22 protein-coding genes are annotated in these 25948 nt (G+C 72.2%); 12 read left to right on the top strand and 10 right to left on the bottom strand.

Translation table 11 applies throughout. From position 1 onward, the window contains the following. Window positions 1-85 precede the first annotated feature (85 nt). The 7 genes from murJ (at window position 86) to COO58_RS07205 (ending at window position 8394) form a co-directional block, all read left to right on the top strand. Window positions 86-1831: a murein biosynthesis integral membrane protein MurJ gene (gene murJ / locus COO58_RS07235; RefSeq protein ID WP_091576777.1), complete on the top strand. Its 1746-nt coding sequence runs from the start codon at window positions 86-88 to the stop codon at window positions 1829-1831. 413 nt (window positions 1832-2244) lie between these two features. Beyond that, window positions 2245-3861, top strand: a complete 1617-nt coding sequence (locus COO58_RS07230; protein WP_091567714.1) for a protein kinase family protein — start codon at window positions 2245-2247, stop codon at window positions 3859-3861. A 43-nt stretch (window positions 3862-3904) separates the two neighbouring features. After that, window positions 3905-4606: an RNA polymerase sigma factor SigM gene (sigM, locus tag COO58_RS07225; protein ID WP_091567709.1), complete on the top strand. Its 702-nt coding sequence runs from the start codon at window positions 3905-3907 to the stop codon at window positions 4604-4606. Next, window positions 4603-5580, top strand: coding sequence for a hypothetical protein (locus tag COO58_RS07220; protein ID WP_098744264.1), 978 nt, complete (start codon window positions 4603-4605; stop codon window positions 5578-5580). Before sigM ends, COO58_RS07220 begins: the two co-directional genes overlap by 4 nt. Before the next feature lie 179 nt (window positions 5581-5759). Next, complete coding sequence (gene trxB / locus COO58_RS07215) at window positions 5760-6713, top strand: thioredoxin-disulfide reductase (protein WP_091567702.1); 954 nt, start codon at window positions 5760-5762, stop codon at window positions 6711-6713. Window positions 6714-6741: 28 nt separating this feature from the next. Then, the gene (trxA, locus tag COO58_RS07210; protein WP_091567699.1) at window positions 6742-7065 is read left to right on the top strand and encodes a thioredoxin; all 324 of its coding nucleotides are present in this window, start codon (window positions 6742-6744) and stop codon (window positions 7063-7065) included. Between the two features lie 165 nt (window positions 7066-7230). Then, complete coding sequence (locus COO58_RS07205) at window positions 7231-8394, top strand: N-acetylmuramoyl-L-alanine amidase (RefSeq protein ID WP_091567695.1); 1164 nt, start codon at window positions 7231-7233, stop codon at window positions 8392-8394. A gap of 5 nt (window positions 8395-8399) precedes the next feature. Here COO58_RS07205 and COO58_RS07200 read toward each other — a convergent pair whose 3' ends face one another. Then, window positions 8400-9065, bottom strand: a complete 666-nt coding sequence (locus tag COO58_RS07200) for a GNAT family N-acetyltransferase (protein ID WP_091567690.1) — start codon at window positions 9063-9065, stop codon at window positions 8400-8402. A gap of 292 nt (window positions 9066-9357) precedes the next feature. On the opposite strand from COO58_RS07200, the gene COO58_RS07195 reads away from it, so the two are divergent. Both COO58_RS07195 and COO58_RS07190 read left to right on the top strand, forming a co-directional pair. Continuing rightward, a complete protein-coding gene (locus COO58_RS07195; RefSeq protein WP_098744263.1) occupies window positions 9358-10671 on the top strand; it encodes a PLP-dependent aminotransferase family protein in 1314 nt (437 codons plus the stop codon). Window positions 10672-10678: 7 nt separating this feature from the next. Beyond that, window positions 10679-11671, top strand: a complete 993-nt coding sequence (locus COO58_RS07190) for a D-alanine--D-alanine ligase (RefSeq protein WP_098744261.1) — start codon at window positions 10679-10681, stop codon at window positions 11669-11671. Between the two features lie 6 nt (window positions 11672-11677). Here the strand turns inward: COO58_RS07190 and COO58_RS30620 are convergent, their stop codons facing one another. The 9 genes from COO58_RS30620 to rpmH all read right to left on the bottom strand — a co-directional run bounded on the left by COO58_RS30620 (window position 11678) and on the right by rpmH (window position 20568). Beyond that, on the bottom strand, window positions 11678-12625 hold the full coding sequence (locus COO58_RS30620; RefSeq protein WP_255292539.1) for a hypothetical protein: 948 nt from the start codon (window positions 12623-12625) through the stop codon (window positions 11678-11680). Between the two features lie 1533 nt (window positions 12626-14158). Further along, entirely contained in the window at window positions 14159-15193 is a 1035-nt protein-coding gene (locus tag COO58_RS07180) for a ParB/RepB/Spo0J family partition protein (RefSeq protein ID WP_091567677.1), read from the bottom strand. A gap of 27 nt (window positions 15194-15220) precedes the next feature. Beyond that, window positions 15221-16567 carry a ParA family protein gene (locus COO58_RS31100; protein WP_098744260.1) on the bottom strand — a complete coding sequence of 449 codons (1347 nt, stop codon included), beginning with the start codon at window positions 16565-16567 and terminating at the stop codon, window positions 15221-15223. Window positions 16568-16814: 247 nt separating this feature from the next. After that, entirely contained in the window at window positions 16815-17597 is a 783-nt protein-coding gene (gene rsmG, locus COO58_RS30135) for a 16S rRNA (guanine(527)-N(7))-methyltransferase RsmG (RefSeq protein WP_245666516.1), read from the bottom strand. A 322-nt stretch (window positions 17598-17919) separates the two neighbouring features. Beyond that, window positions 17920-18501 carry a R3H domain-containing nucleic acid-binding protein gene (locus tag COO58_RS07165; RefSeq protein ID WP_091567666.1) on the bottom strand — a complete coding sequence of 194 codons (582 nt, stop codon included), beginning with the start codon at window positions 18499-18501 and terminating at the stop codon, window positions 17920-17922. A gap of 213 nt (window positions 18502-18714) precedes the next feature. Next, a complete protein-coding gene (gene yidC / locus COO58_RS07160) occupies window positions 18715-19698 on the bottom strand; it encodes a membrane protein insertase YidC (RefSeq protein ID WP_091567661.1) in 984 nt (327 codons plus the stop codon). 3 nt (window positions 19699-19701) lie between these two features. Further along, window positions 19702-19941 (bottom strand): membrane protein insertion efficiency factor YidD, encoded by a 240-nt coding sequence (gene yidD / locus COO58_RS07155; RefSeq protein WP_091567651.1) that lies wholly within the window; start codon window positions 19939-19941, stop codon window positions 19702-19704. Window positions 19942-19982: 41 nt separating this feature from the next. Continuing rightward, on the bottom strand, window positions 19983-20396 hold the full coding sequence (gene rnpA / locus COO58_RS07150) for a ribonuclease P protein component (RefSeq protein WP_091567643.1): 414 nt from the start codon (window positions 20394-20396) through the stop codon (window positions 19983-19985). Window positions 20397-20430: 34 nt separating this feature from the next. After that, window positions 20431-20568 (bottom strand): 50S ribosomal protein L34, encoded by a 138-nt coding sequence (gene rpmH / locus COO58_RS07145; protein WP_091567639.1) that lies wholly within the window; start codon window positions 20566-20568, stop codon window positions 20431-20433. Window positions 20569-21080: 512 nt separating this feature from the next. On the opposite strand from rpmH, the gene dnaA reads away from it, so the two are divergent. The 3 genes from dnaA (at window position 21081) to gnd (ending at window position 25939) form a co-directional block, all read left to right on the top strand. Then, window positions 21081-22952 carry a chromosomal replication initiator protein DnaA gene (dnaA, locus tag COO58_RS07140; RefSeq protein WP_369700173.1) on the top strand — a complete coding sequence of 624 codons (1872 nt, stop codon included), beginning with the start codon at window positions 21081-21083 and terminating at the stop codon, window positions 22950-22952. 940 nt (window positions 22953-23892) lie between these two features. Continuing rightward, a complete protein-coding gene (gene dnaN, locus COO58_RS07135; RefSeq protein ID WP_091567631.1) occupies window positions 23893-25026 on the top strand; it encodes a DNA polymerase III subunit beta in 1134 nt (377 codons plus the stop codon). Between the two features lie 40 nt (window positions 25027-25066). After that, window positions 25067-25939 (top strand): phosphogluconate dehydrogenase (NAD(+)-dependent, decarboxylating), encoded by an 873-nt coding sequence (gnd, locus tag COO58_RS07130; protein ID WP_098744256.1) that lies wholly within the window; start codon window positions 25067-25069, stop codon window positions 25937-25939. The last annotated feature ends 9 nt before the right edge of the window (window positions 25940-25948 follow it).

The following is a 25948-nucleotide window of genomic DNA, read 5'->3' as shown; positions in this document are numbered from 1 at the left end:
GGGTAACGGGTCGAGGTTGACTAAGGTTCCGGTTGTGCGGGGCCGGCGGGGCCCGGTTCCGGCGTACCCCTTGGAGGCTGTGGAGATGAGCGGCGGCGGGCTCTACCGCAGCGCGAACGCGCACGACGGCGGCCTGCCGCCGGACGACGGCGCGACCTTCATCTCGGCGGAGCCGCTGAACCAGCCCGGCGTCGAGTCGGTCGCGCCGCCGCAGGAGGTGGTCGGCGAGACCAGCGCCGCCGCGAACAGCGCGGTGATGGCGGTCGGCAGCCTGGTCAGTCGGGGCACGGGCTTCATCCGCAACCTCATGATCGGTGCGGCGTTGGGCGGCGCGCTGGTCGGTGACGCGTTCACCACCGCCATCTTCCTGCCGAACCAGGTCTACGAGTTCCTGCTCGGCGGCGTGCTCACCAGCGTGCTGATCCCGGTGCTGGTCCGGCGACGCAAGGCCGACCCAGACCGGGGCGAGGCATACTCCCAGCGGTTGCTCACGCTGGCCGTGCTGGCGCTGGCCGCCGTCGCGCTGATCGCCATGGTCGGGGCGCCGGTGCTGACCTCCATCTACGCGGGCGGCAAGGACGACAACTACCAGGGCCTCGTCACCGGCCTGTCCTACCTGATGCTGCCGATGCTGTTCTTCACCGGCGTGAGCGCGCTGATCGCCGCGGTGCTGAACACGCGCGGGCACTTCGCCGCCCCGATGTGGGCGCCGATCCTGAACAACCTCGTGGTCATCGGCGTCTGCGCGCTCTACATCGCGGTCTTCGGCGCCAAGATCATCCAGCCCGGCGAGATGGGTTGGGACCGCATCCTGCTGATCGGCGGCGGCACGCTGCTCGGAGTGGCCGTGCAGACCGCCGGCCTGCTGCCGGCGCTGCGCAAGGTCGGCTTCCGCTGGAAGTGGCGGTTCGACTTCCGCGCCCTCGGCCTGAGCGAGCTGGCCCGGCTCGGCGGCTGGATGTTCTGCTACGTCGGGGTCAACCAGCTCGGCCTCTTCGTGGTGGTCAACCTGCTCACCCGCGCCGCCGGCGGCGACAACGCCGGCCTGCTGATCTACAACAACGTCTTCCTGCTGCTGATGATGGCGCACGGCATCATCGCCGTCTCGATCATCACCGCGCTGATGCCCCGGATGAGCGCGGCCGCCGCCGAGAACCGGTTCGGCGACGTCACCGCCGACCTGTCCCGGGGCACCCGGATGGTCAGCGCGGTGCTCGCGCCCATCGCGGTCTGCTACGCGGTGCTGGCCGCCCCGATCTCCGTGGTGGTGTTCCGCTACGGCGCGTTCACCGGCGACAACGCGGTGGCCACCTCGACCGTGCTGCTGGTGGCGGCGCTCGGCCTGGTGCCGTTCGCGGTCAGCCAGCTCTTCACGTTCGCCTTCTACGCGCTGCCGGACACCCGCACCCCGGCCCTGGTCAACATCCCGGTGGTGATCCTGCGTGTCCTGCTCCAGGTGGGCCTCTTCCTGCTCTTCTCAAACACGTTCGCGGCGGCCGGGATGATGCTCGGCAACGCGGTGTCGTACCTGGCCGCGGCGATCATCTCGGCGATACTGCTGCGGCCCCGCGTGGGCCGGATCGGGCTGGGCCGGATCATGCGGACGCTGGGTCGGGTGGTGGTGGCCGCGCTGGGTGCGGCGCTGGTCGGCGTGCTCGTGGTGGCGGTGCTCCCCGGCGACCCGGCGGACCTGAGCTGGGCCGCCGCCGCGGTCCAGTTGGTGATCGGCGGCGCGGCGATCGGCGCGACCTACCTCGGGCTGGCCATGCTGCTGCGGATCGGCGAGATCACCGAGGTGGTCGGGATGGTCCGGCGGCGACTCGGGCGCTGACACGCCGCCGGTGACCGACGGTGAACGAGGATCACCAGGCTGGGGATACGGCTGTGGATAACTCGGAATTCCGCCGTCCAGTGGGCCTCTCGGCCTGTGGACAACCAACCGTACGGACGAGGGTGCCCAGGCCGGAGCCGGGAAACTGACCGGCCGCCACACCGGTACGGCCCCTGCGTCGGCTACTTGCCGTCAACCTCTAGATTGGCGGTGCGTGTCCGGGTCGGGCGCCGGCGCGGGTGTTCCGACCTGTTCGGAACCGCGCTGACTGGCTTCCCACCGGCCACAGCGGGAAGATGACATGTCGGAGAACCGGGCATCCCGGGTAAGGTCGCTCTCGACGGGTACGGCAGGTGCCGACGTGGGCGTCGGCGCCGGCGTGCCGGTTCCACCGAGGCCAGAGCGGGAAACACATGCCCAGCAACACGGGTCCATCGATCGACACGATCACCGAGGGAGGACGGGTGACCCAGGTCGGCGAGGGTCAGGAAGCGGAGGAAACCTCTCCTGCGGTCGTGACCTTCGGTGCTCCCTCGGTCGGTGAGCTCCTCGCCGAGCGCTACGAGCTGGTCGAGCACATCAACAACGACAGCGCGGGCCGGCTGGTCTGGCGCGGGGTCGACGTCATCCTGCGCCGTCCCGTCGCGGTGGTCCTCCGCTACCCGGGTGGCGACTCCGCCACCGAGATGCTCCAGGCCGCGGTCGCGGCGAGCCGGGTCATCCACCCCAACCTGGTCGGCGTCTATGACGCGATCGACGAGGACGACCGGGCGTACGTGGTCCGCGAGTGGGTGGACGGGCAGTCGCTGCGCGAGATCGTCGCCGCCGACGGCCCGATGGACCCGACCCGGGCCACCGCGATCGGCAACGCCGTCGCCAGCGCCCTCGCCGCCGTCCACGCCACCGGCATGGTGCACGGCAACCTCCACCCCGGCACCGTGATGATCAGCGACGACGGCCGGGTGGTCCTGGCCGACGCGCGCACCGACGGGGCGGACAGCCAGGAGAGCGATCTGCGGGCCGTCGGCGGGGTGCTCTACTTCGCCCTCACCGGGCACTGGCCGCACGGCGAGGCCCCGCTGCACGGCGCCACGGCCGGGCACGGCCGGGCCGCCCTGCCGGACGCCGTCCGGGACGCCAGCGGCGCCATCGCCGCGCCCCGGCAGGTACGCGCCGGCGTGCCGGCCTACCTCGACGACCTCACCATGGACCTGCTCGACCCGGAGATCGCCCCGCCCTCGTCGGACGTGCTGGCGGCCGAGCTGAGCCGGCTGGACATCCCGGCCGACGAGCAGTTCCTGGAGCAGGCCGGCCCGCTGCGCTTCACCGCCGACCCCGGCGAGGAGCCGTCGCCGCTGGCCGCCGCCGGCGGACGCCGGGTGGCCATGGGCATCGCCGGCCTCCTGGCGGTCGCCCTGATCGGGCTGCTCATCGGCGTCAACGCCCTCGGTGGCGGGGACGACGGCGACAAGGAGCCGGTGGCCCAGCCGTCCAGCAGCGCGCCCGCCGGCGGAGGCAGCAGCGAGGCCGCCGCACCGGTCCGCAAGCTCACCATCCAGGACGTCCGGGTGATCGACCCGGACAGCGGGGACCGCGCCGAGGTGCGCGACGCCGAGAAGGTCATGGACGGCAACGACGACGAGGGCTGGGAGACCCAGACCTACCGGAACAACGGCAAGTTCGGTGGCCTCAAGAAGGGCATGGGAATCTGGATCGACCTCGGTGCTCCGCACACGGTCAAGTCGCTCCAGGCCAGCCTGTCGTCCACCGGCGCGTCGGCCGAGCTGCGCGCCGGCACCAACGGTGAGTTCCCGTCCACCTCCAAGGGCGACAAGGACCTCGTCGCGGCGTACCCGACCGTGATCGGGCAGCCGTTCGAGGACCATGACGGCACCACGATGACTTTCAACGGCTTCGACCCGAGCCAGAAGTACCAGTACCTCCTCTTCTGGGTCACCGAGCTGCCGAAGAAGGACGACGGCAGCGGGTGGAAGCTCGGGGTCCAGGAGATCACGGTCCAGGGCTCGTGATCCGTCCGCCGTGCCCGTCGCGCCACCTCCGCCGGACGTGGTGATGGCGGGCTCCGGCGGCGGCGAGCCGGGCAGATCCGACCTGGAGCTGCTCCGGGCCCATGTCGCGGGCGACCGGGACGCCTTCACCGAGCTGTTCCACCGCCACCGCGACCGGCTCTGGGCGGTGGCCCTGCGGACCATCGGCGACCGCGAGGACGCGGCCGACGCGCTCCAGGACGCCATGCTGTCGGCCCACCGCGCCGCGGCCCGCTTCCGGGGCGACTCGGCGGTCACCACCTGGCTGCACCGGATCGTGGTGAACGCCTGCCTGGACCGGATGCGTCGACGTCAGACCCACGCCACCGTCCCGCTGCCCGACGGGGTGCACACCGACGGCGAACCGGGCCGGCACACCGGCGGGGTCGAGCCGGCCGCGCCCGCCCGGGACCACGAGACCGCGCTGGTGGTCCGGCAGGCGCTCGCGGCGCTGCCGGCGGAGCAGCGGGCCGCGCTGGTCCTGGTGGACGTGCAGGGCTACCCGGTGGCCGAGGTGGCCCGGATGCTCGACGTCGCCGAGGGGACGGTGAAGAGCCGCTGCGCCCGGGGCCGGGCCCGACTCGCCGTGCTTCTCGGGCACCTGCGCACCGGCTCGGACGACGCCGTGGACGTGCCCCGGGTCACGGCGGGGAACCGCCGGCCGTCCGAGGGCGTCGGATCCTCGTCGGGAGCGTCCCGGCACTCGGTCAGCCAGGAGGAGCCGTGACGTCCCGGGAGTTCAGCGAGGTCGACCACGACCTGCTCGCCGACTACCTCGGCGGGGCGCTGGACGGCACCCCCGAGCAGGCGACCGTCGCCCGGCTGGTCGAGCGGGACCCGGCGTGGCGCGAGGCGTACGCGAGCCTGGCCCACGCGGTCGACCTGGTGCACGCCGACCTGGCCGACTGGGCCGCCGAGCCCGCGCCGGAGATGCCGGTGGCGGTGGCGGACCGGATCACCGCCGCGCTCGCCGGCGCCGGACCGGCACCGGCCACCGACCCGGACCGCGCGCTGCGGGACGTCGTACCGGCACAGCCGGGCCGGGTGACCCGCCCGCCGGGCGCGGCGGAGCGGCCCGGGCGGAGCACCGGTCCGGGCCGACGCTCCCGACGCTGGGCCCGACTGGCCGGCCCGGTGGCGCTGGCCGCGGCCTCGGTCGCGGCGGTGGGCCTGGGTGTGGGCCGGCTGGCGGACGTGGGGGGCGACAGCTCCGGCAGCACTGCCGACCGGGCGGCCGGGGAGGCGGCCCCGATGGCCGCCGCGCCCTACCGGACGACCGGGCCGACGCTGCGCAGCGGCACGGACTGGACCCCGGAGCGCCTCGCCGGCAGCCGGGCCGCCGCCGCAGCCGTCCCGTCGCCGAAGTCGATGCGACCGGACATGGCTGGGCCGTCGGGTGCGGCGGACGACGGCCGGCAGACCCCGCTCTCCGCCGAGAAGAACCGCCTCGGCGCCGTCGGCGGGCTGGACCGGCTGGCCCGGCCCGAGGCGCTGGCCGGCTGCCTGACCGCGATCGGCGCCGAGCACGGCGCCACACCCCTCACCGTCGACCTGGTCGACTACGCCCGGTTCCAGGGCGCGCCGGCGCTGGTGGTGACGTTCTCCGACGCCGGCGGCACCCGATGGGGGTGGGTGAGCGGCCCGGAATGCGGCGTACCCGGGTCCGGCGCGGACACCCGGTTCCGTACGCGGGTAGGGTGAAACCGCGGTCACCGCGCCTGTCCCGCCACGTGACGTGACCCACCGGATGACCGGCTCGGGAATCCCCGCTTCGTACGATGGCGTTCTGCAAGTCAGGCGCCGGCGCCTCGGAGAGCCGTCGGCACTAGGGATCGACATCGGTGCGCACCGGTGACGAACACACACATCGGGAGACGGCAGTGGACGAGGTCCGCAACCTGATCATCATCGGCTCCGGGCCGGCCGGTTACACCGCGGCGGTCTACGCCGCGCGTGCCAACCTCAAGCCGCTGGTGATCGAGGGCGTGCAGTCCGGTGGCGCGCTGATGACCACCACCGAGGTGGAGAACTTCCCCGGCTTCGCGGACGGCATCCTCGGCCCCGAGCTGATGGACAACATGCGTAAGCAGGCCGAGCGGTTCGGTGCCGAGTTCCTCACCGACGACGTGACCCGGGTCGAGCTGAAGGACACCGGCGAGATCGGCTCCGACGCGGTGAGCACCGTCTGGGTGGGCGAGACCGCCTACCGGGCCCGGGCCGTCATCCTCTCCACCGGCTCCGCGTGGCGTCCGCTGGGCGTGCCGGGCGAGCAGGAATACCTGGGCCACGGTGTGTCGTCCTGTGCCACCTGTGACGGCTTCTTCTTCCGCAACCAGCACATCGTGGTGGTCGGCGGCGGCGACTCGGCCATGGAGGAGGCGAGCTTCCTCACCCGCTTCGCCGAGTCGGTGACGATCCTGCACCGCCGCGACTCGTTCCGCGCCAGCAAGATCATGGCCGAGCGGGCGCTGGGCAACGAGAAGATCAAGGTCGAGTGGAACACCACCGTCGAGGAGATCCTCGGCGAGGACGGCAAGGTCAGCGGCGTCCGGGTGCGCAACGTGCACACCGGCGAGAGCAAGGTGCTCGACGTCACCGGCGTCTTCGTGGCGATCGGTCACGACCCGCGCAGCGAGCTGTTCCGCGGCCAGGTCGAGATGGACGACGAGGGTTACGTGAAGGTCCAGGCGCCGAGCACCCGCACGAACGTGCCGGGCGTGTTCGCCGCCGGCGACCTGGTCGACCACACCTACCGGCAGGCCATCACGGCCGCCGGCACCGGGTGCGCCGCCGCGCTGGACGCCGAGCGCTTCATCGCCACCCTGCAGGGCTGAGAATTTTCACGAGGAGGAGGGGTTCATAGTGGGAGCCACCAAGGCGGTCACGGACGCGAGCTTCGCGAGCGACGTGCTGAAGTCCGACAAGCCGGTTCTGGTCGACTTCTGGGCGGAGTGGTGCGGTCCGTGCCGCAAGGTCTCGCCGCTGCTGGAGGAGATCGCGGGCGAGATGGCTGACCAGGTCACCATCGTCAAGCTCAACATCGACGAGAACCCCGAGACGGCGCGCACCTACCGGGTGATGTCCGTGCCGACGCTGACCATCTTCAAGAACGGCGAGCCGGTCCAGTCGATCGCCGGGGCCAAGCCCAAGGGCGAGCTGGTCCGACTCATCGAGTCGGCGCTCTGACCCGGACCGACACCGTCGGAAGCCCCGTCACCCCACCCGGGTGGCGGGGCTTCCGGCTTTCCTGACCTGCGTGAACACGAACCCGGACAGTGACGGGTCACGGTACGCTCCGTAAGCGTCCGTCGGAGTTCCCGGTCCGCCAACGTCCGTGCAGAGGGGGTCGTCGTGCGTCCGATCCGACCCGGTGACCGGGGACCCGCGGTGGCCGAGATCCGCACCGTCCTCGCCGGCCTGGAACTTCTCCCGGCCGACGGCCCTGGCCACGACGACTACGACACCGCGACGGAACGCGCCGTCCGTGCCTTCCAGCAGTCCCGGGGCCTCAGCGTCGACGGGAGGGTCGGCGCGGAGACCTGGCGGGCGCTGGACGCGGCGCGCTGGCGGTTCGGCGCCCGCGCCCTCTACCACGCCGTGCCCGAGCCGCTCACCGGCGAGGACGTCCGGTCCCTCCAGGAACGTCTGCTGGAGATGGGGTACGACGTCGGCCGGGCCGACGCCATCTACGGCATCCGCACCTCCCGGGCGGTGGCCCAGTTCCAGCGCGAGATGGGGCTCAAGCCGGACGGCTCCTGCGGTCCGCACACCGTCAACGCGCTGCGCCGCCTCGGCCGCAAGGTCGTCGGCGGGCGGCCGCAGTGGCTGCGCGAGTCCGACGCCATCCGCCAGGCCGGCCCGACCCTGGTCGGCCGGACCGTGGTGATCGACCCGGGTCACGGCGGCACCGACCCCGGCGTGGTGGTGCCGGACGGCACGCTGCGCTGGACCGAGGCGGACCTGGTGCACGACCTGGCCAGCCGACTGGAGGGACGGCTCGCCGCCGCCGGCGTACGGGTGCAGCTGACCCGCGGTCCGTCACCGGCGGCCTGCCTGCCCGACGCGGACCGGGCCCAGCTGGCCAACTCGCTCGGCGCCGACGTGTTCATCTCGCTGCACGTCGACGGGCACGCCAACCCGGAGGCCGACGGCGTCGCGACCTACCACTACGGCACCGACAACGGCGTCACCTCGGCCACCGGGGAACGCCTGGCCGGGCTGGTGCAACGGGAGATCGTGGCCCGCACCGGGCTGCGCGACTGCCGCACCCACGCGAAGGCGTGGGAGCTGCTGCGCCTCACCCGGATGCCGGCGGTCCGCGTCGAGGTGGGCTACCTGACCTCACCGGACGACCTGGGCCGGCTGGTCGACCCCCGGTTCCGGGACCGGGTCGTCGAGGCGATCGTGGCCGGGGTGCAGCGGATGTACCTGCCGATCGAGCGGGACGTGCCGACCGGCTCGATCGACGTGAGCGAGCTGCGGGCGATCGTGGCCGCCGGCACCGTGGTCGACTGACCGGGTCAGCTCGTCGAGCGGGTGGCCGGCGCCGGCCGCACCGGGCGCAGCAGCGTCTCCGGGCTCATCGAGCCGAGCAGCTTCTCCAACGCGTACTCGACGTCGGACTTCCAGCTCAGCGCCGTGCGCAGTTCCAGCCGCAGCCGCGGGTAGCGCGGGTGCGGGCGGACGGTCTTGAAGCCCACCGAGAGGAAGAAGTCGACCGGCGCGAGGCACGCCCGGGTCGGGCTGTCCGCGTCGTCGCCGAACTTGGCGTCACCGAACGCCTCGATCGCCTTGATGCCGCGCTTGGTCAGGTCGCGGGCCACGCCCTGGACGAGCATCCGGCCCAGGCCGCCGTCGGCGAAGGCGGGCACCACGTGCGCCGTCATCAACAGCGCCGCGTCCGCCGAGACCGGCGAGGTGGGAAAGGCCATCGAGCGCGGGACGTACGCCGGTGGGGCGTACATGACGAAACCGGCCGGCATGCCGTCGACGTAGACCAGCTTGCCGCAGGAGCCCCACTCCAGCAGTGTCTGGGAGACCCACGCCTCCTTCTCCAGGCCCGGGTCGCCGGCCGCGCAGGCCCGCTCGGCGGAAACCGGATCCAGCTCCCAGTAGACGCACCGCCGGCAGGATCGGGGAAGGTCCTCCAGGGTGTCCAGGGTCAGGCTGACCAGACGTCGCGACATGAGCGCACCCCACCAACAGTCTCGGAGCGTCGGCCTGCGCGGTGTCCCGCAGCCCTCCTGCCCCCGACGAGCGATCGTACGCCGCCGCCCGCCGGTACGGGAGAGGACGCGCGAACCTCCACCCGGGCGGCGGACCGCCGGTCCGGGATGTGGACGTGTCCACACGGTGGGTCCCGTGACGGTCACCAGGGACTACGATCGACCAACCGGCCGCGTGCGCCGCCAATGGATGCCGGCATCGCGGGTACCACACCGGGCGGCAGCCCCGCCGACACCCGATCGAGGTGATGTCATGACCGGCACGACGCTCGACGACTACACCGACCGGTACGCCCGGCGCGTCCGGGGGATGACCGCGTCGGAGATCCGGGCACTCTTCGCGGTCGCCAGCCGCCCGGAGGTCGTCTCGCTCGCCGGTGGGGCTCCCTACATCGCGGCGCTGCCGCTGGACGCGGTCGGCGAGATGCTCGGCCGGCTCGGCGCGGAGCACGGCGCCACCACCCTCCAGTACGGCATCGGCCAGGGCACCCCGGAGCTGCGCGAGCGGATCTGCGAGGTGATGTCCCTGTCCGGGATCGACGCGTCGTGCGGCGCCTCCCCGGAGGACGTGGTGGTGACCGTCGGCGGCCAGCAGGCGCTCGACCTGGTGGCCCGCCTCTTCCTGGACCCGGGTGACGTGGTGCTCGCCGAGGGCCCGACGTACGTCGGCGCGCTCGGGGTGTTCCAGGCCGCCCAGGCTCAGGTGGCCCACGTGCCGATGGACGACGAGGGGCTCATCCCCGAGGCGTTGGAGGTGGCGATCGCCGACCTGGCCCGGGCCGGCCGGCGGGTGAAGTTCCTCTACACCATCCCGACCTACCAGAACCCGACCGGCGTGACGTTGAGCGAGGAGCGGCGGGAGCGGGTGCTCGACATCTGTGAGCGCGCGGGGCTGCTCGTGGTGGAGGACGACCCGTACGGTCAACTCGGTTTCTCCGGTGAGGCGCCCGCGCCGCTGCGGGCCCGACGGCGCGACGGTGTCTTCTACCTGAGCACGTTCTCCAAGACCTTCGCGCCCGGGCTGCGGGTGGGCTGGATCCTCGCCCCGCACGCGGTCCGCGACAAGCTGGTCATCGCCAGCGAGGCGCAGATCCTCTGTCCCAGCGGCTACGCGCAGGCGGCCGTCTCGACCTACCTGGGCACGATGCCGTGGCGGCAGCAGCTCAAGGTCTACCGGGAGGTCTACCGCGAGCGCCGGGACGCGCTGCTCGACGCGATGGCCGACCTGATGCCGGAGGGCACCACCTGGACCACGCCGGCCGGCGGCCTGTTCGTCTGGGCGACCCTGCCCGAGGGCCTCGATTCCAAGGCGATGATGCCGCGCGCCGTGGCCGCCCGGGTCGCGTACGTGCCGGGAACCGGTTTCTACGCGGACGGCACGGGCGCCGGGAACATGCGGCTCAACTTCTCCTTCCCGCCGCCGGAGCGGATCCGGGAGGGCGTCCGCCGGCTGGCCGGCGTGATGGAGCAGGAGATCGCCATGCGGAAGGTCTTCGGCGCGGTCGGCGGCACCGGTCCGCGCCGACGCCAGGGCGGCTCGGACGCGCCCGGTCCCGACTTGGCATGATTCCCGCATGGCCGACAGCCCTGCCGCACCGACTCCCGTGACCGGACCCACCTCCGACGAGCTGCGCGTGCTGGTGCTCGCCGGCGGACTCTCCTACGAACGGGACGTCTCGTTGCGGTCGGGCCGCCGGGTGCTCGACGCGCTGCGCGCGGTCGGCGTGGAGGCGGACCTCCGCGACGCCGACGTCGCGCTGCTCCCCGCCCTGACCGCCGACCCGCCGGACGCGGTGGTGATCGCCCTGCACGGCGCGACCGGCGAGGACGGCTCGCTGCGCGGCGTCCTCGACCTCTGCGACGTGCCCTACGTCGGCTGCGACGCCCGCTCCTCCCGACTCGCCTGGGACAAGCCGTCGGCCAAGACGGTGCTGCGCGAGGCGGGCATCCCCACCCCCGACTGGGTGGCCCTGCCGCACGACCGTTTCTCCGAGCTGGGCGCGGTTGCGGTGCTGGACCGCATCGTCGACCGCCTCGGGCTGCCGCTGATGGTCAAGCCGGCGCAGGGCGGGTCGGGCCTGGGCGCCGCCGTGGTCCGGGAGGCCGCGTCGCTGCCGGCCGCGATGGTCGGCTGCTTCGCGTACGACCAGACGGCGCTGGTGGAGCGCTACGTGCCCGGGATGGACGTCGCGGTCTCCGTGCTCGACCTGGGCGAGGGGCCGCGAGCCCTGCCGCCGGTGGAGATCGTGCCGCGCAACGGCGTCTACGACTACGCCGCCCGCTACACGGCGGGGCGCACCACGTGGCACGCCCCCGCCCGACTCGACGCCGCGACCACCGCTCAGGTGACCGAGGTGGCGCTCGCCGCGCACACCGCCCTCGGCCTGCGGGACCTGTCCCGGGTCGACCTGATCGTCGACGCGGAGGGCCGGCCGCACGTGCTGGAGGTCAACGTGTCGCCGGGCATGACCGAGACCTCGCTGCTGCCGCTCGCCATCCAGGCGGCCGGGCTCGACTTCGGCCGGGTGCTCGGCACGCTGGTGAGCCGGGCCGCCCGCCGCCGCTGACCCGAGTCAGCCGGCGGTACGCGCCGACGCCGCCCGCCCGCCGTTCCCGGCGGACCGGCCGTCCTCGTCCGTGACGCCGGCGGACGGCTCGTCGCTCCCACCCTCCGGCTCGTCGCCCGCGGCCGCGCGTCCGGCGGTTCCGGCCTCGGCGCTCCCGCTCTCCTCGCCCACCGGATCACCGTCGGCGTGCTCATCGTCGGCGGCATCGGCGGGGTGGCCGCTGCGCATCTCCAGGTCTTCCGCGACATCCGGCTCGGCGGTCTGCTCCGCGGCCTCCGACTCGGGGATCTCGTCCGCCGCCTCGATCACCGACGCGGACTCCTCCTCGGGCTCCTCGGTCACGCTCGTGGGCGATGGGGAGAGGGTGGACGGCGCCTCCCACCGGATGCGGGGCGGCTCGGCGAGCGGACGGCCACCGAACTCGGCGAGCCACGCGGCGACCATGGCGAGGTTCTCCCGCCACTGCTCCTCGGAGATCGGCGGCAGGATCGAGTCCCAGAGCGACAGGAACGTGCCCCGCAGTTGCAGTCGCCCGTACGGCCGGGCCAGGAACCACATGTGCAGGTGCGCCGAGCCGTCGCCCCACCGGTTGACGTGCACCCGGGCCACCCCGTCCAGCGAGCGGACGGCCCGCTCCAGACGGACGGTCATCACGCCCAGTTCGGCGGCGAGGAGGTTCGGCAGGTCACCGAGATCGAGGTGGGAGCGGGACTCCAGGATCAGCACCATCGGCAGCCCGGTCGGCCGGTCCATGGCGCGCACCCGCCACCGTTCGCCGACCCAGATGTACGCCTCGTCGGGCGCGTTGCAGGCGGTGCACTCGCGGTCCGCCTCTCCCCGGCGGGGAGGTTCGATCGCGACGGGATCGTCGATCTGCTTGACGCGGAGATCGCCCTCGAAGGGGAAGGAGGGCCACTGGGTGAAGTCCGGGACTGAGGGAGGGGTGTCCTGCACGACGCTGACCCTAACCGAGTTGGCGACGCCTGTCCCTACCCGTTCCTCCGGGCCGTCGGCGGGCGCGCGACGATCCACAGCGCTTGTCCACCACGTTGTCCACAGGGTGCCGAGATCACCAGTACGGACCGTCATCCACAGCTCAGCAACGGTTTCCGCGCCTTGTTTCACGTGAAACGGGGCCAGCCTGTGGACAACGCCTGTGGATAACCGAGGGAGATCGTTCGGATCCTCGGCCCTCCCCTCTCAACGAGCGACGCATCGATCCGTGCCGGAGTTGTCGGTGCGGAAAGGTGGTGGTAGTCGCCCGGGGCTCCGAGGGCTTCGTCGTCGGCCGCCGGCTGCTGCGGCATTCGTTTCACGTGAAACCGGGCCCACGAAACGACGGGCGAAGCGGCAGCGGAACCGGTCTCAGGCTCCTTCGGCGACCCGCTCAGGGTCGGCGCGGCCAGAAGGAGCGTTGGGGTGCCGGACTCCCGTCCGCTGTTTCACGTGAAACGGGGACCTCAGAGGCCCAGGAAGACCATTTCGAGGCGGGGTGCCTCCTGGGACCCCAGCACAGCGATCTCGCCTTCCTGGCGACGACTCAGCGCCCTGGACGCGTCAAGACAGGGTGGGGGCGACGCGCACTCTCTCGGTGAGGGCGAGGGGCGGGCGGGCGCTCGCTCGCGATGTCGGCCGGCTCTCTGCCGTTGGCGGTTCTCAACTCCCGAGGGCACCGGTTCGACGCCGTCCGCTCGCCGACCGAGAACAGTGACGGCCGACGTCGGACCGGGAGCAGTGACGGCCGACGTCGGTCGCCGGGAGCAGTGACGGCCGACGTCGGTCGGGTAGCAGCGACGGCGGTCGGCCTCCGTGCCGGGCGCTGACCGTCCGCCGTCACCGGTCCGGTTCGGCGGGAGGTGGCGGGGGGCCTCGGCGGAGAGGCGGTCGGTCGACGATCGGCCCGCCGGCCCGGCCCCGCCCCGCAGGACGCCCAAACCGGCGAGCCACCAGCCGGCCCCGCCTGCCACAGGACGGCTCGACGCAGGGTGGACCATCAGATGTCGGCCCGGCCGCTCGGCGATGTCGAGGACGTGATGGCCGGCGACGGTTGGGGCCGGGAGCCGCGGTCGCCCGAGCCCACCAACAACCCGGCTCCCCGAAGGCCAGGCGATCCAGGACGGTCCGCGAGCGGCGGACTGTGAGCCCCAGACGCGATCCCCTGTTAACCGCCCGGGCGCAGTGCTGGCCTGCTCCCGCGGTGGCCTCGGATCAGTCGAACGCCGTCACGGCCGCAACTTCGTTGGCTGACCGTCGCGCCCCTCCGACAATCCTCTCTCCCTGGTTCGACAACCCGGGTTGGCCGTTTCACGTGAAACCGACCGGCGGCGTGGGGACCGGGCTCTGTTCACACTGACCGACGGCCGCGGATGCCGGCTCGCAGCTCGCCGGCGCGGACCGAGCAACGCGGAGACGCGAGGTGCGACCGAACGAGTCCGGCCGCACCTCCCTCACGGGCGGTGCGGCCGGGAAACGAACGAGGGCCGGAGCTCAGTCGCCGGATTGCTCTTCCTCGCCCACGCCGATGATGCCGACGATCCGCTCAAGGTCGTCGACGGTCGCGAACTCGATCGTGATCTTGCCCTTGCTCCGGCCGATGTCGACCTTCACCCGGGTGTCGAACCGGTCCGAGAGCCGGTCGGCCAGATCGGAGAGCGCGGGAGCGTGTGGCTTGGTACGCCGCTTCGCCGCGGGTGCCTTCGCCGGTCCGTCCGCGAGCGCCAGCGCCACCAGTTCCTCGGTGCCGCGTACCGAGATGCCCTCGGCGACGATCCGGGTGGCGAGATGCTCCTGGGCCTCGGCGTCCTCCAGGCTGAGCAACGCCCGGGCGTGACCGGCCGAAAGCACGCCGGCGGCGACCCTGCGCTGTACGGCGGCCGGGAGGTTCATCAGCCGGATGGTGTTGGAGATCTGCGGGCGGCTGCGGCCGATCCGCCGAGCCAACTCCTCGTGGGTGGCCCCGAACTCCTCCAGCAGTTGCTGGTACGCGGCCGCCTCTTCGAGCGGGTTCAGGTTGGCGCGGTGGATGTTCTCCAGCAGCGCGTCCCGGAGCATCGCGTCGTCCTTGGTCTCCCGGACGATCGCCGGAATGTTCTCCCGGCCGACCGCCTGGGCGGCGCGCCAGCGCCGCTCACCCATGACGAGTTCGTACTTCTCCGGGTCGAGCTGCCGGACGACGATCGGCTGGAGGAAGCCGACCTCCTGGATCGAGGTCTTGAGCTCCTCCAGCGCGTCCTCGTCGAAGACGTGCCGGGGCTGCTTCGGGTTCGGCACGATGGCGTCGACCGGGATCTCGGCGAAGCGGGCGCCCGGCACCGGGCTCAGCTGAGGCTCCGGCGCGACGGCGGGGGACGCGGTCCCGCCGCTCGCTCGGGTGACTGCTGCCGTGGCGCCGTTGGCGGGGGTCACCGACGCGGGGGTCGCCGCCGTCGACTCGCCACCTTCCGAGTCGGCTCCTGCCACCGGCCCGGTGGGGATGAGGGCACCGAGCCCTCGGCCCAGACCGCCGCGGGGACGGTTCTTCATGCGACGCCTCCCAGCGACATCTCCGCACTACGCATTCCGGCTCACCGGCTCCTTGACGCCTCGCTCGGCGATCTCCTGGGCGGCCTCGAAGTAGCTCGTGGCACCCCGCGAACCGGGATCGTAGGTCATCACCGACTGGCCGTAGCTGGGCGCCTCGGAGACCCGCACGTTCCGGGGGATGACAGCCTGCAGCACCTTGTCCCCGAAGTGGTTCCGGACGTCCTGCTCCACCGCGTCGGCCAGCCGGGTACGCCGGTCGTACATGGTCAGCAGGATGGTCGAGACCTCGAGCTGCGGGTTCAGGTGCTGGCGTACCAGGTTGATGTTGTTGATCAGCTGGTTGAGCCCTTCCAGCGCGTAGTACTCGCACTGGATGGGGATCAGCACCTCTTGCGCGGCCACGAGCGCGTTGACCGTCAGGAGGCCGAGCGAGGGCGGGCAGTCGATGAAGACGTAGTCGAAGTGACCGGGGTACGCGGCGATGGCCCGCGCCAGGCGGGACTCCCGGGCGACCACCGAGACCAGCTCGATCTCGGCACCGGCCAGATCTATGGTGGCGGGCACGCACCACAGGTTGGGGATGCCCTCCACCGCCTGAGCCACCTCCTCCAGCGGCACGCTGTCGATGAGGCAGTCGTAGACGTCCGGCACGCCCGTGTGGTGCGGCACGTTGAGCCCGGTGGACGCGTTGCCCTGCGGGTCGAGGTCGACCACGAGCACCCGGTTGCCGTGCAGCGCGAGCGCCACCGCCAAGTTCACAGTGGTGGTGGTCTTGCCCACGCCACCCTTCTGGTTGGCGACGCACATCACCCGGGTCCGGTCGGGGCGCGGCATGGTGACCTCGCCACTGGGATTCAGGATCTGCACGGCGCGCATCGCCTCCATAGCCAACGGTGGGTCATCCTCTTCGCGCGTCGGGGTTTCACGTGAAACGTACGTGGTGGTCCCGGTGTCGTCCCCGTACCCGGCCGCCGGTGGCGTGTCGGCCGACACGGCCGACACGGGGGCGGAGTCAGGGGTGGGCTGATGCGGCACTGCGGACACCGGCGGTTGGGGCTCGAACCGGCCCGACACCGCCGCGTTCCCCCGCGCGACCGCCGGACGGGGGGTCGGCGCGTTCACCGGGCCCTCGCTGGGGTCGAGCGGGTCGCGGGCCGGCGGCACGTTGACCGGAACAGAAGACACCGGGCGTACGGCGCCCGTCGCGGATGTGTCCCGCCGCGGCGTCGGGTCGACGGGGTGATGCGGTGCCGCGTCGTGGGGATCGTTCACCACCCACTCCTGGTAGCTGGTTTCACGTGAAACGGGATCACCGGTGGGTTGCCCGTCGGGCCCGGTCAGCCGTGGATCGTCGTACCTGCCGTCGTCATGCACCTGTCATCCCTACCCGCTCCGGATGGTCGGTCCGCACCCCGTCAATCAGGCCTCGCGCTTCGCGCGACGTCATCGGCCCGGTGGGAGCGGTCGGGTTCGGACGCCGCCCGGCACCGCCGCTCCACACTATCGACGCGCGGTCAGCCTACGGCCGACGGGCGCGGCGGGTCCACGTCGGGTTGCGATCGATCAGGTCACGCCCACCCGGTCCAACGACCGGGTGGGGTGCCGGGAAAGCCCGCCCGGGTCAGCGATCCCGGTTACGACCGCCCCGATTGCGGCCCCCACGCGAACGCTTCGGCTTCTTCGCGCGCGGCGGGTTCACCACGCGCTCCCGGACCACCTCGACCACTGTCGCCGCCGGCTCGATCACCCCGGCGCCGCATCGGTGGAGTTCGGGTGTCCCGCCACCCAGGCGGACCACCGCGTCGGTGTGTTCGGCGATCTCGTCCGCCGCCGAGGCGCCCTTGAGCGCCAAAAGTCGACCACCCGGCACCGTCAACGGCAGGCACCAGGCGGCGAGCCGGTCCAGCGCGGCGACCGCACGGGCGGTGACGATGTCGGCGGCCAACGGGTCCCGGTCCCGCGACCCGGCTGCCGCCTCCTCGGCCCGTCCCCGGAAGACGCGAACGGACCGGGTGAGTCCGAGCCGCTGCACCGCCTCGATCAGGAACGACACCCGACGGGCGAGCGGTTCGACCAGGGTGACGGTGAGATCGGGGCGCGCGATCGCCAGCACCAGACCGGGCAGTCCGGCTCCGGAGCCGACGTCGATCACGCTGGCCCCCTCCGGGATCCGCTCCGCCATGACCGCGCAGTTGAGCAGGTGCCGGTCCCACAGCCGGGGCGCCTCGCGAGGTCCGATCAGACCACGCACCACGCCCTCCGTGGCCAGCAACTCGGCGTACGCCGCGGCGAGGTCCAGCCGCTCACCGAAGAGCGTCCTGGCCGCCTCCGCCAGCTCGGGTGGCAGGGTCGCCTCGGCCGGATCGGGCGCCGCGTCCCCGAGAGGCGCGTCCGCACCGTCCACCGAGGACGGTGCGGGCTCGGCGAAGACCGGGCCGACCGGGCCTGCCGGGGCGTCGGACGCCGCGTCCACCGGCGGTTCACCGGAGAAGGCCGGCGTCACGTCGGCCACGGGATCGGTCGCCACGGCGTCGCCGGTCGCCGCCGGCTCGCCGGAGAAGGCGGGCTCGACCGACGCGGCGGGCCGGTACGCCGGGTCGGCCGACCGGTCCTCGTCGGAGAAGACCGGGTCGGCGCTCGGGTCGGGCCGCACAGCGGACGGCCCGGGCGGCGTACCGCCCGGGCCGGCCACGGCGTCAGCCGTCGTGTCGTCGGAGACCACTGCCTCAGTCCGCCACCGGGCGGACGATGATGCGCCGGTTCGGCTCGACACCCTCGGACTCGCTCTCCACGTCGGTCATCGCGTTGACCACGTCGTGCACGCACTTGCGTTCGAACGCGGACATCGGCTCCAGGCGCACCGGTTCGCCGTGCTCCTTGACCTTCTCGACCGCGTTCTTGGCCACCGCCGCCAACTCCTTGCGCCGGGCGGCCCGGTAGCCGCCGACGTCGAGCAGCAGCCGGCTGGGCGTACCGGTCTGCCGGAACACCGCCAGGCGGGTCAGCTCCTGGAGCGCCTCCAGGGTGGCGCCGCGCTGGCCGACCAGGTTCTGCAGGCGGCCACCGACCACCTCGACGACCGGGCGGCCGCCGGAGACCAGCTCGTCGATGTCACCGTCGTAGTCGAGGATGTCCAGCAGGCCCTCGACGTAGTCGGCGGCGATCTCGCTCTGCCGGAACAGGTCGCTGTCGGCCGGGGCCTTCTTCTCCCGGGCCTCGGCCGTGCCCTCCTCGGTCTCGGTGGCGGTGGCCGTGGGGGTCTCCTCGTCCAGGGACTGGTCGGCGCTGGGGATGCTGGTGTCGGTCACGGTCTCATCTCCGTACTCGCTCGGCCGGACCGTCGGGGTCCGCTGGTCTCCCGGGGGCCGGCGGGAGGTTCGCCGGGTGCCCACGGGCACGTCTGTACGGGCCAGTTTCGCCCGTGGCCGCGCTGCGCGCGGCGGTTCCGGCCCGGCGCCGACCCTCGGTGGCAGCTCGGGAACCGGACGGGCCACCGCCGGGTGGCGGTGGCCCGGCGGGGCTCAGCCCTGACGCTTGGCGGGTCGGCCGGTGCCCTTCTTCGGGTTGACCGGCTTGGCGCCCGGCTTCGGACCGGCCACCTTCGGCGCGGCGGCCGGCGCCTTGACCGCGGGCTGGGCGGTCTTGCGGCCGAGCAGACCGGTCTTGGCCGGCTGAACGGGGCTCTTGCCCGGGGTGGCGTTCTTCTTCGGCGGCACCAGCGGCGGGAACTTCCGCAGCACCCACTGCTGCTGGCCCAGCGTGAACAGGTTGTTGGTGACCCAGTAGATGATCACGCCGATCGGGAAGATCGCGCCCGAGACCAGCAGGGAGAGCGGGATGCCGTAGAGCATCAGCCGCTGCACCATCCGCTGCTGCGGGTCCTCGGCCCAGCCGGTCTTGAGGATCATCTGCCGGCTGGTCAGGTAGGTGGTGGCGATCATGATGAGCACCAGGATGCCGGCGACCACCTTGACCGTGCCGGTGTTCGCGCCCAGCCGGGACAGCTCCTCGGCGGTGGAGCCGAACTTGCCGGAGATCGGGGCGGTGAAGAGACTCGCGTTGGACGCGCTGTTGAACTGCTCGACGGTCCAGCCGTACAGGGTCTTGCCCGGGTTGTCGGGGTTGAGCCGCTTCAGCGTGTGGAACAGGCCCAGGAAGACCGGGATCTGGAGGAACATCGGAAGGCAGCCCATCAGGGGGTTGGCCTTTTCCTTCCGATAGAGCTCCATCATCTCCTTCTGGAGCGTCTCCCGGTCACCCTTGTGCTTCTCCTGGAGCTCCTTCACCTTGGGCTGGAGCGCCTGCATGGCACGCTGCGACTTGATCTGCTTGACGAAGACCGGGAAGAGGATCACCCGGACCGTCACCACGAGGAAGACGATGGCGAGGATCCAGGCCCAGTTCGTGCCGATCACCGCGTCGACGGGCACGCCGATGGCGTCCCAGGCCGAGTGCCAGGTCAGCAGGATCCACGAGATCGCGTAGTAGATCCAGTCGAGACTCAATTCTCAGGCTCCAGTCACGTCGGCACGGCGGCGATCGCCCGGCTCCGGCACCGGGTCGTGACCACCTGGGTGAAAGGGGTGGCAGCGCGACAGCCGCCGGACCGTCAGCCAGGCCCCCCGCAGCGCACCGTGCCGGGACACCGCCTCCACGGCGTAGGCACTGCACGACGGGTAGAACCGGCAGCGGGCCGGCAGCGCCGGACTTATCCACCGACGGTACGCGATGATGGGCGCCAGCAGCATGCGGGCACCGGTAGTCGGCGACGGGGTCGGGGGCGCGCCGTTCACCGCGACCGCCGTCCCCGGGGCGACCGCGCGGCGGCGAGGGCGGCGTCCAGGTCGGCCCCGAGCCGGGCGTAGGTGGCGTCGGCGGCCGGGGGCAGCGCGCGTACCACCAGGGTGGTGCCGGCGGGCAGTTCGGCCAGGCGTTCCCGGACCAGGTGCCGCAGGCGGCGGCGGACCGTGTTGCGGACCACCGCGCCGCCGACGGCCTTGGACACGACGAAGCCGGCGCGGCGGGGTGCGGAGTTCTCCGCACCGCTGCTCCGCGCCGGCTCCGGCGAGGTGGTCCCGGTGGGGCTGGTCGGCTCGGGGAGGCTCAGGTGGACCACGACGGCCCCACGGCCGACGCGTCGGCCACCGCGAACCGCTGCGGCGAAGTCGCTACTGCGCCGCAGTCGCTGCGCGGCGGTCAGCACGACTGCCCACGTCCCCGGACCGGACCGGTCGGCCTCAGGCCGACAGGCGGGTGCGGCCCTTGGTGCGACGGGTCGAGATGATGGCGCGGCCGGCACGGGTGCGCATGCGCAGCCGGAAGCCGTGGGTCTTCGCGCGCCGGCGGTTGTTCGGCTGGTAGGTGCGCTTGCTCACGTCAGGCTCTCCGTTGTCGTACGCCCCGCGCGGCGGATCGCCCGGGGTCGTGTGCTGGTCCAGATCACCTCGGCGGTGACCTCCGATCGGCGCTGCCCGGTGACGCGACCCCCGACGGTGCGGGGCGACAGCCACGGACAGCAAGCATCCATCACCCTAGCAGAGGGCGAGAGAGCAGCCGCTCCAGCCTACGCAGGGGCGCAACGACCGTCAAACGTCACACTCCGGCTCCGACCTGCGCCGGAATGGCGACCGAAGGGGCGGTTTTCACTGATGTTGCCAACGCCGCCAGGGTGTCGGCGGTTGATGGTGTGGGGTCCCCGCTGTTAGCGTGCGCGATTGCGGTCGGCGTCGGGGGTCCGAGTTTGTCGCCGACCGGCAAGACCGGACAAGCTGTTGAATCGTTCGGCACGGTGAACCCGCTTCAACGCCTCCGCGAACCAGGGGGCAGGTCCGACCCGCGTCCGGTGGGCGGCCACAATCGGTCGGTACACACAGGCTGTGGATAACTTGTGGATGACGACCGGTCAGCCGTCCGGGCGGGCGTGAGGATCAGGCGAGGGGGTGGCACGACGGTGACCGGAGCGAACGACCTCGCCGCGGTGTGGACGGCGACCACCGAGGAACTCGCCGACGAGATCATCTCCGCGCAGCAGCGGGCGTATCTCCGGCTCACCCGGCTCCGGGCGATCGTCGAGGACACCGCCCTGCTCTCCGTCCCGGACGCCTTCACCCGGGACGTGATCGAGTCCCGTCTCCGCCCCGCCATCACGGAAGCCCTGAGTCGCCGGCTCGGCCGGCCGATCCAGGTGGCCGTCACGGTGCGGGTCGCCGAGGACCCGGCCGGACGCCCGGCCGGCACGGTGTACCGCAGCGCTCCGGAACCGCTCGCCGAACCGGACGGCCCCGCGGACCTGCTTCCCGGCTTCGACCAGCCGGCCGCACCGGCCTATCCCGCGCCCCGCCAGGAGCCCGGGTTCGCCGAGGTGCGGCCGGAGCAGCCGGTGGACGAGCCCGCCCCCCGGCAGCGGACCGCCGACGGCGGACGACCCCAGCTGATCCCGGCCGGCCGGGACGGACAGGACACCCTGTTCGGCGCCGCGTTCGCCGAGCCGATGCGGGCCGCGCCGGAACGCCGCCCCTACGACGAGCGGCCCCGGATCGAGCCGGCCGCTCCCGACGCCGGCGGGTACGAGCCCCGCTACCGGGAGGCCCCGGGACCGGTCGACCCTCCCCCGATGCGCGGTCTGCCCCGCGACGGCGCGACGGACAGCGGCCCGGGTCGCGGCGGCGCCGACCACCACCGTCCCGGCGGCCAGGCCGACCGCCGGCTGCCCGGTGCCGGGGACAGCGGTGGCAACCGGCTCAACCCGAAGTACATGTTCGAGACGTTCGTCATCGGCTCGTCCAACCGCTTCGCCCACGCGGCGAGCGTGGCGGTGGCCGAGTCGCCGGCCAAGGCGTACAACCCGCTGTTCATCTACGGCAGCTCGGGGCTGGGCAAGACCCACCTGCTGCACGCCATCGGGCACTACGCCACCACGTTGGGCAACGCCCGCTCGGTCCGGTACGTCTCGACCGAGGAGTTCACCAACGACTTCATCAACTCCTTGCGGGACGACAAGACCAGCGCGTTCCAGCGCCGCTACCGGGACGTGGACATCCTCCTGATCGACGACATCCAGTTCCTGGAGAACCGGGAACGGACGCAGGAGGAGTTCTTCCACACCTTCAACACGCTGCACAACGCCAACAAGCAGATCGTGATCACCTCCGACCGCTCGCCGAAGCAGCTGGCGACGCTGGAGGACCGGCTGCGGACCCGGTTCGAGTGGGGACTGCTCGCCGACATCCAGCCGCCGGACCTGGAGACCCGGATCGCGATCCTGCAGAAGAAGGCGGCGCAGGAGCGGCTCTACGCCCCGCCGGACGTGCTGGAGTTCATCGCGTCCCGGGTGTCGAACTCGATCCGGGAACTGGAGGGGGCGCTGATCCGGGTCACCGCGTTCGCCAGCCTCACCCGTTCCTCGGTCGAGCTGTCGTTGGCCGAGGAGGTGCTGCGGGACTTCATCCCGGACGGCGCCGGCCCGGAGATCACCGCCGACCAGATCATGGTCTCCACCGCCGACTACTTCGGGGTGAGCCTGGAGGACCTGCGGGGTCACTCCCGCTCCCGGGTGCTGGTAAACGCCCGGCAGGTGGCCATGTACCTGTGCCGTGAGCTGACCGACCTGTCGCTGCCCCGGATCGGCCAGGCGTTCGGTGGCCGGGACCACACCACGGTGATGCACGCCGACCGCAAGATCCGTCAGCAGATGGCGGAGCGACGCTCGCTCTACAACCAGATCGCCGAGCTGACCAACCGCATCAAGCAGAACACCTGAGCCCCACCCCTCCCGCCCTCCCGCCCGTCACTCCGGCGCGGTGATCAAGGCCTTTGTGTCGGGGCGACCCGTTCTCGGTGACCCCGATCTCTCCGGTCGACTAGAGAGATCGGCCACGCGGGTGGCCGGTCGTCCTGCCGCGCGACCCGCTCGCTCACTCTTTCCGCCCGGACGGGCCACGGGTCATGGACGCGTTTCGCCTCCGGAGGGGCCGAGATCCCGGGTTGCGGGGAGCGGCGGCGGGAAGCGGTTGACCCTCGACCCGGTGAAGGGCACAGGATCGGTCTCGTGCTCGTCCACAGCTCGTGCCCGTTGTCCACACCCCCTGTGTCACAGGCGGTGGAAAACCACCCTGTGCATTCGGCCGGTTACCCACAGACTGTGGACAACTCCTGGGGACGACGCTGTGGATGCCTGGGGACGACGGCTCCGTTGTCCACCGACGACGGTCCGCCTGTGGGCGGCCTGTTGAAGGTTCTGGGGACAACTGCGGTCGACGGCGTCGGCGCTGTCCACAGCACTGGGGAGAAACCCGGTGGATTACCGGTGGACAACCGGTGGACAGCCGTGGAAAACCCGGGAGCTGGCGACGGCTGTGGACCGGGACACGGGTTGTACCCCTGGTTCTCCACAGCCAAACCACCGGTGGATAACCTGTCTGACCTGCGCGGACGCGGGTTCTCCACAGTTTGCACAGGTGCGATGAAGACGATGAGTTATCTCTTCTAAACAACAAAAACCAATCATCACCGTTGGACTTCCTGTGGATCGGGCCGGAGCACTGCCGCCGGCAGTCGCCCGGGCACCTGGATCCACGGGGTCGGGCGCACAGCCGATGCCCACGCGCCCTAAGGTGCGATGGGTACCCGCACGGTCGGGCGGGACGGGTGGCAGCGGTCGGCATGAGAGAGTTGTCGCTGACGTCGACGCGGAGGCATTGATGAAGTTCCGAGTGGAGCGCGACGCGCTCGCCGAGGCGGTCGCGTGGACCGCCAAGAGCCTGCCCAACCGACCCTCCGTACCGGTGCTGGCCGGGGTGATGCTCCGGGTGACCGACGGCAACCTCCAGGTCTCCGGCTTCGACTACGAGGTCTCCAGCCAGGTGACCGTCGAGGTGCAGGGTGACGCGGACGGCGCCGCCCTGGTCTCCGGTCGACTGCTCGCCGAGATCACCAAGGCCCTGCCGGCCAAGCCGGTGGACATCGCCGCCGTCGGCGCCCACCTGGAGCTGGTCTGCGGCAGCGCCCGGTTCACCCTGCCGACCATGCCGGTGGAGGACTACCCGACCCTGCCGGAGATGCCGGAGAGCGCCGGCACCGTCGACGCCGCCGCCTTCGCCGCCGCCGTGGCCCAGGTCGCCGTGGCCGCCGGCCGGGACGAGACGCTGCCGATGATGACCGGCGTCCGGCTCGAGCTGTCCGGCGGCACCATGGCGATGCTCGCCACCGACCGCTACCGCCTCGCGCTGCGCGAGATGGAGTGGAACCCGGACGACCCGGAGATCAGCCTCAACGCGCTGGTTCCGGCCCGCACGCTGCACGACACCGCCAAGGCGCTCGGCCCGCTCGGCGGGCACGTCACCATGGCGCTCTCCTCCGGCGGCGCCGGTGAGGGCATGATCGGCTTCTCCGGCGGCACCCGCCGGACCACCAGCCGGCTGCTCGACGGCGCCAACTACCCGCCGGTGCGGTCGCTCTTCCCGGCCGACCACAACGCCGAGGCCCGCGTCCCGGTCGCCACCCTCATCGAGGTGGTCAAGCGGGTGGCGCTGGTCGCCGAGCGCACCACCCCGGTGCTGCTCAGCTTCAGCTCCGACGGGCTCGTGGTGGAGGCCGGCGGCACCGAGGAGGCCCGGGCCAGCGAGGCCATGGAGGCCACCTTCAGCGGCGACCCGCTCACCATCGGCTTCAACCCGCAGTACCTGATCGACGGCCTGAACAACCTGGGCGCCCAGCACGCCCTGCTGCGGTTCGTCGACGCGTTCAAGCCCGCGGTCATTTCCCCGGCCGGCGAGGATGGCGAGGTCATCCCGGGGTACCGGTACCTCATCATGCCGATCCGCGTGTCCCGCTGATCGCAGGCAGCACGACCCTGACGTACGGAGGTAGGAGCAGATGCAGCTCGGCCTGGTAGGACTCGGCCGGATGGGCGGCAACATGCGCGAGCGGCTGCGCGCCGCCGGGCACGAGGTGTTCGGTTTCGACCGTAACCCGGAGCTCAGCGACGCCGCGAGTCTCGCGGAGCTGGCCGAGAAGCTCGACTCGCCGCGCGCGATCTGGGTCATGGTCCCCGCCGCCGTCACCGACGCCACCATCGACGAACTCGCCGGCGTGCTCGGCGAGGGCGACATCATCATCGACGGCGGCAACTCCCGGTTCAGCGACGACGCCCCGCGCGCCGAGCGGCTGAACGAGCAGGGCATCGGCTACATCGACGTCGGCGTCTCCGGCGGCGTGTGGGGCCGGCAGAACGGCTACGGCCTGATGGTCGGCGGCGCCCAGGAGCACGTCGAGCGGCTCATGCCGATCTTCGAGGCGCTCAAGCCCGAGGGCGAGTTCGGCTTCGTGCACGCCGGTCCGGTCGGCGCCGGCCACTACGCCAAGATGGTGCACAACGGCATCGAGTACGGCCTGATGCACGCCTACGCCGAGGGCTACGAGCTGCTCACCGCCTCCGAGCTGGTGACCAACGTCCCCGGCGTGTTCAAGTCCTGGCGGGAGGGCACGGTCGTCCGGTCCTGGCTGCTCGACCTGCTCGACCGGGCGCTCGACGAGGACCCGGAGCTGGCCGAGCTGAGCGGCTACACCGAGGACACCGGCGAGGGTCGGTGGACGGTCGACGAGGCGGTCCGGCTGGCCGTCCCGCTCAACGTCATCACCGCCTCGCTGTTCGCCCGGTTCGCGTCGCGGCAGGACGACTCGCCCGCCATGAAGGCCGTCGCCGCGCTGCGCCAGCAGTTCGGCGGCCACGCCGTCCACAAGCGCTGAGCGCTGTCC

The sequence above is a fragment of the Micromonospora sp. WMMA1996 genome (assembly GCF_002573675.1).
In the GTDB taxonomy this organism is placed as follows: domain Bacteria; phylum Actinomycetota; class Actinomycetes; order Mycobacteriales; family Micromonosporaceae; genus Micromonospora; species Micromonospora sediminicola.
Note: the sequence above shows the minus strand (reverse complement) of the source record. Positions and strands in the feature narration are given on the sequence as shown.

What these genes read in the sequence shown, in the direction of transcription:
- murJ (WP_091576777.1), top strand. Translation starts at nt 86, where the DNA reads ATGAGCGGCGGCGGGCTCTACCGCAGCGCGAACGCGCACGACGGCGGC.
- COO58_RS07230 (WP_091567714.1), top strand. Translation starts at nt 2,245, where the DNA reads ATGCCCAGCAACACGGGTCCATCGATCGACACGATCACCGAGGGAGGA.
- sigM (WP_091567709.1), top strand. Translation starts at nt 3,905, where the DNA reads ATGGCGGGCTCCGGCGGCGGCGAGCCGGGCAGATCCGACCTGGAGCTG.
- COO58_RS07200 (WP_091567690.1), bottom strand. Translation starts at nt 9,065, where the DNA reads ATGTCGCGACGTCTGGTCAGCCTGACCCTGGACACCCTGGAGGACCTT.
- COO58_RS07195 (WP_098744263.1), top strand. Translation starts at nt 9,358, where the DNA reads ATGACCGGCACGACGCTCGACGACTACACCGACCGGTACGCCCGGCGC.
- COO58_RS07190 (WP_098744261.1), top strand. Translation starts at nt 10,679, where the DNA reads ATGGCCGACAGCCCTGCCGCACCGACTCCCGTGACCGGACCCACCTCC.
- COO58_RS07180 (WP_091567677.1), bottom strand. Translation starts at nt 15,193, where the DNA reads ATGAAGAACCGTCCCCGCGGCGGTCTGGGCCGAGGGCTCGGTGCCCTC.
- yidD (WP_091567651.1), bottom strand. Translation starts at nt 19,941, where the DNA reads ATGCTGCTGGCGCCCATCATCGCGTACCGTCGGTGGATAAGTCCGGCG.
- dnaN (WP_091567631.1), top strand. Translation starts at nt 23,893, where the DNA reads ATGAAGTTCCGAGTGGAGCGCGACGCGCTCGCCGAGGCGGTCGCGTGG.
- gnd (WP_098744256.1), top strand. Translation starts at nt 25,067, where the DNA reads ATGCAGCTCGGCCTGGTAGGACTCGGCCGGATGGGCGGCAACATGCGC.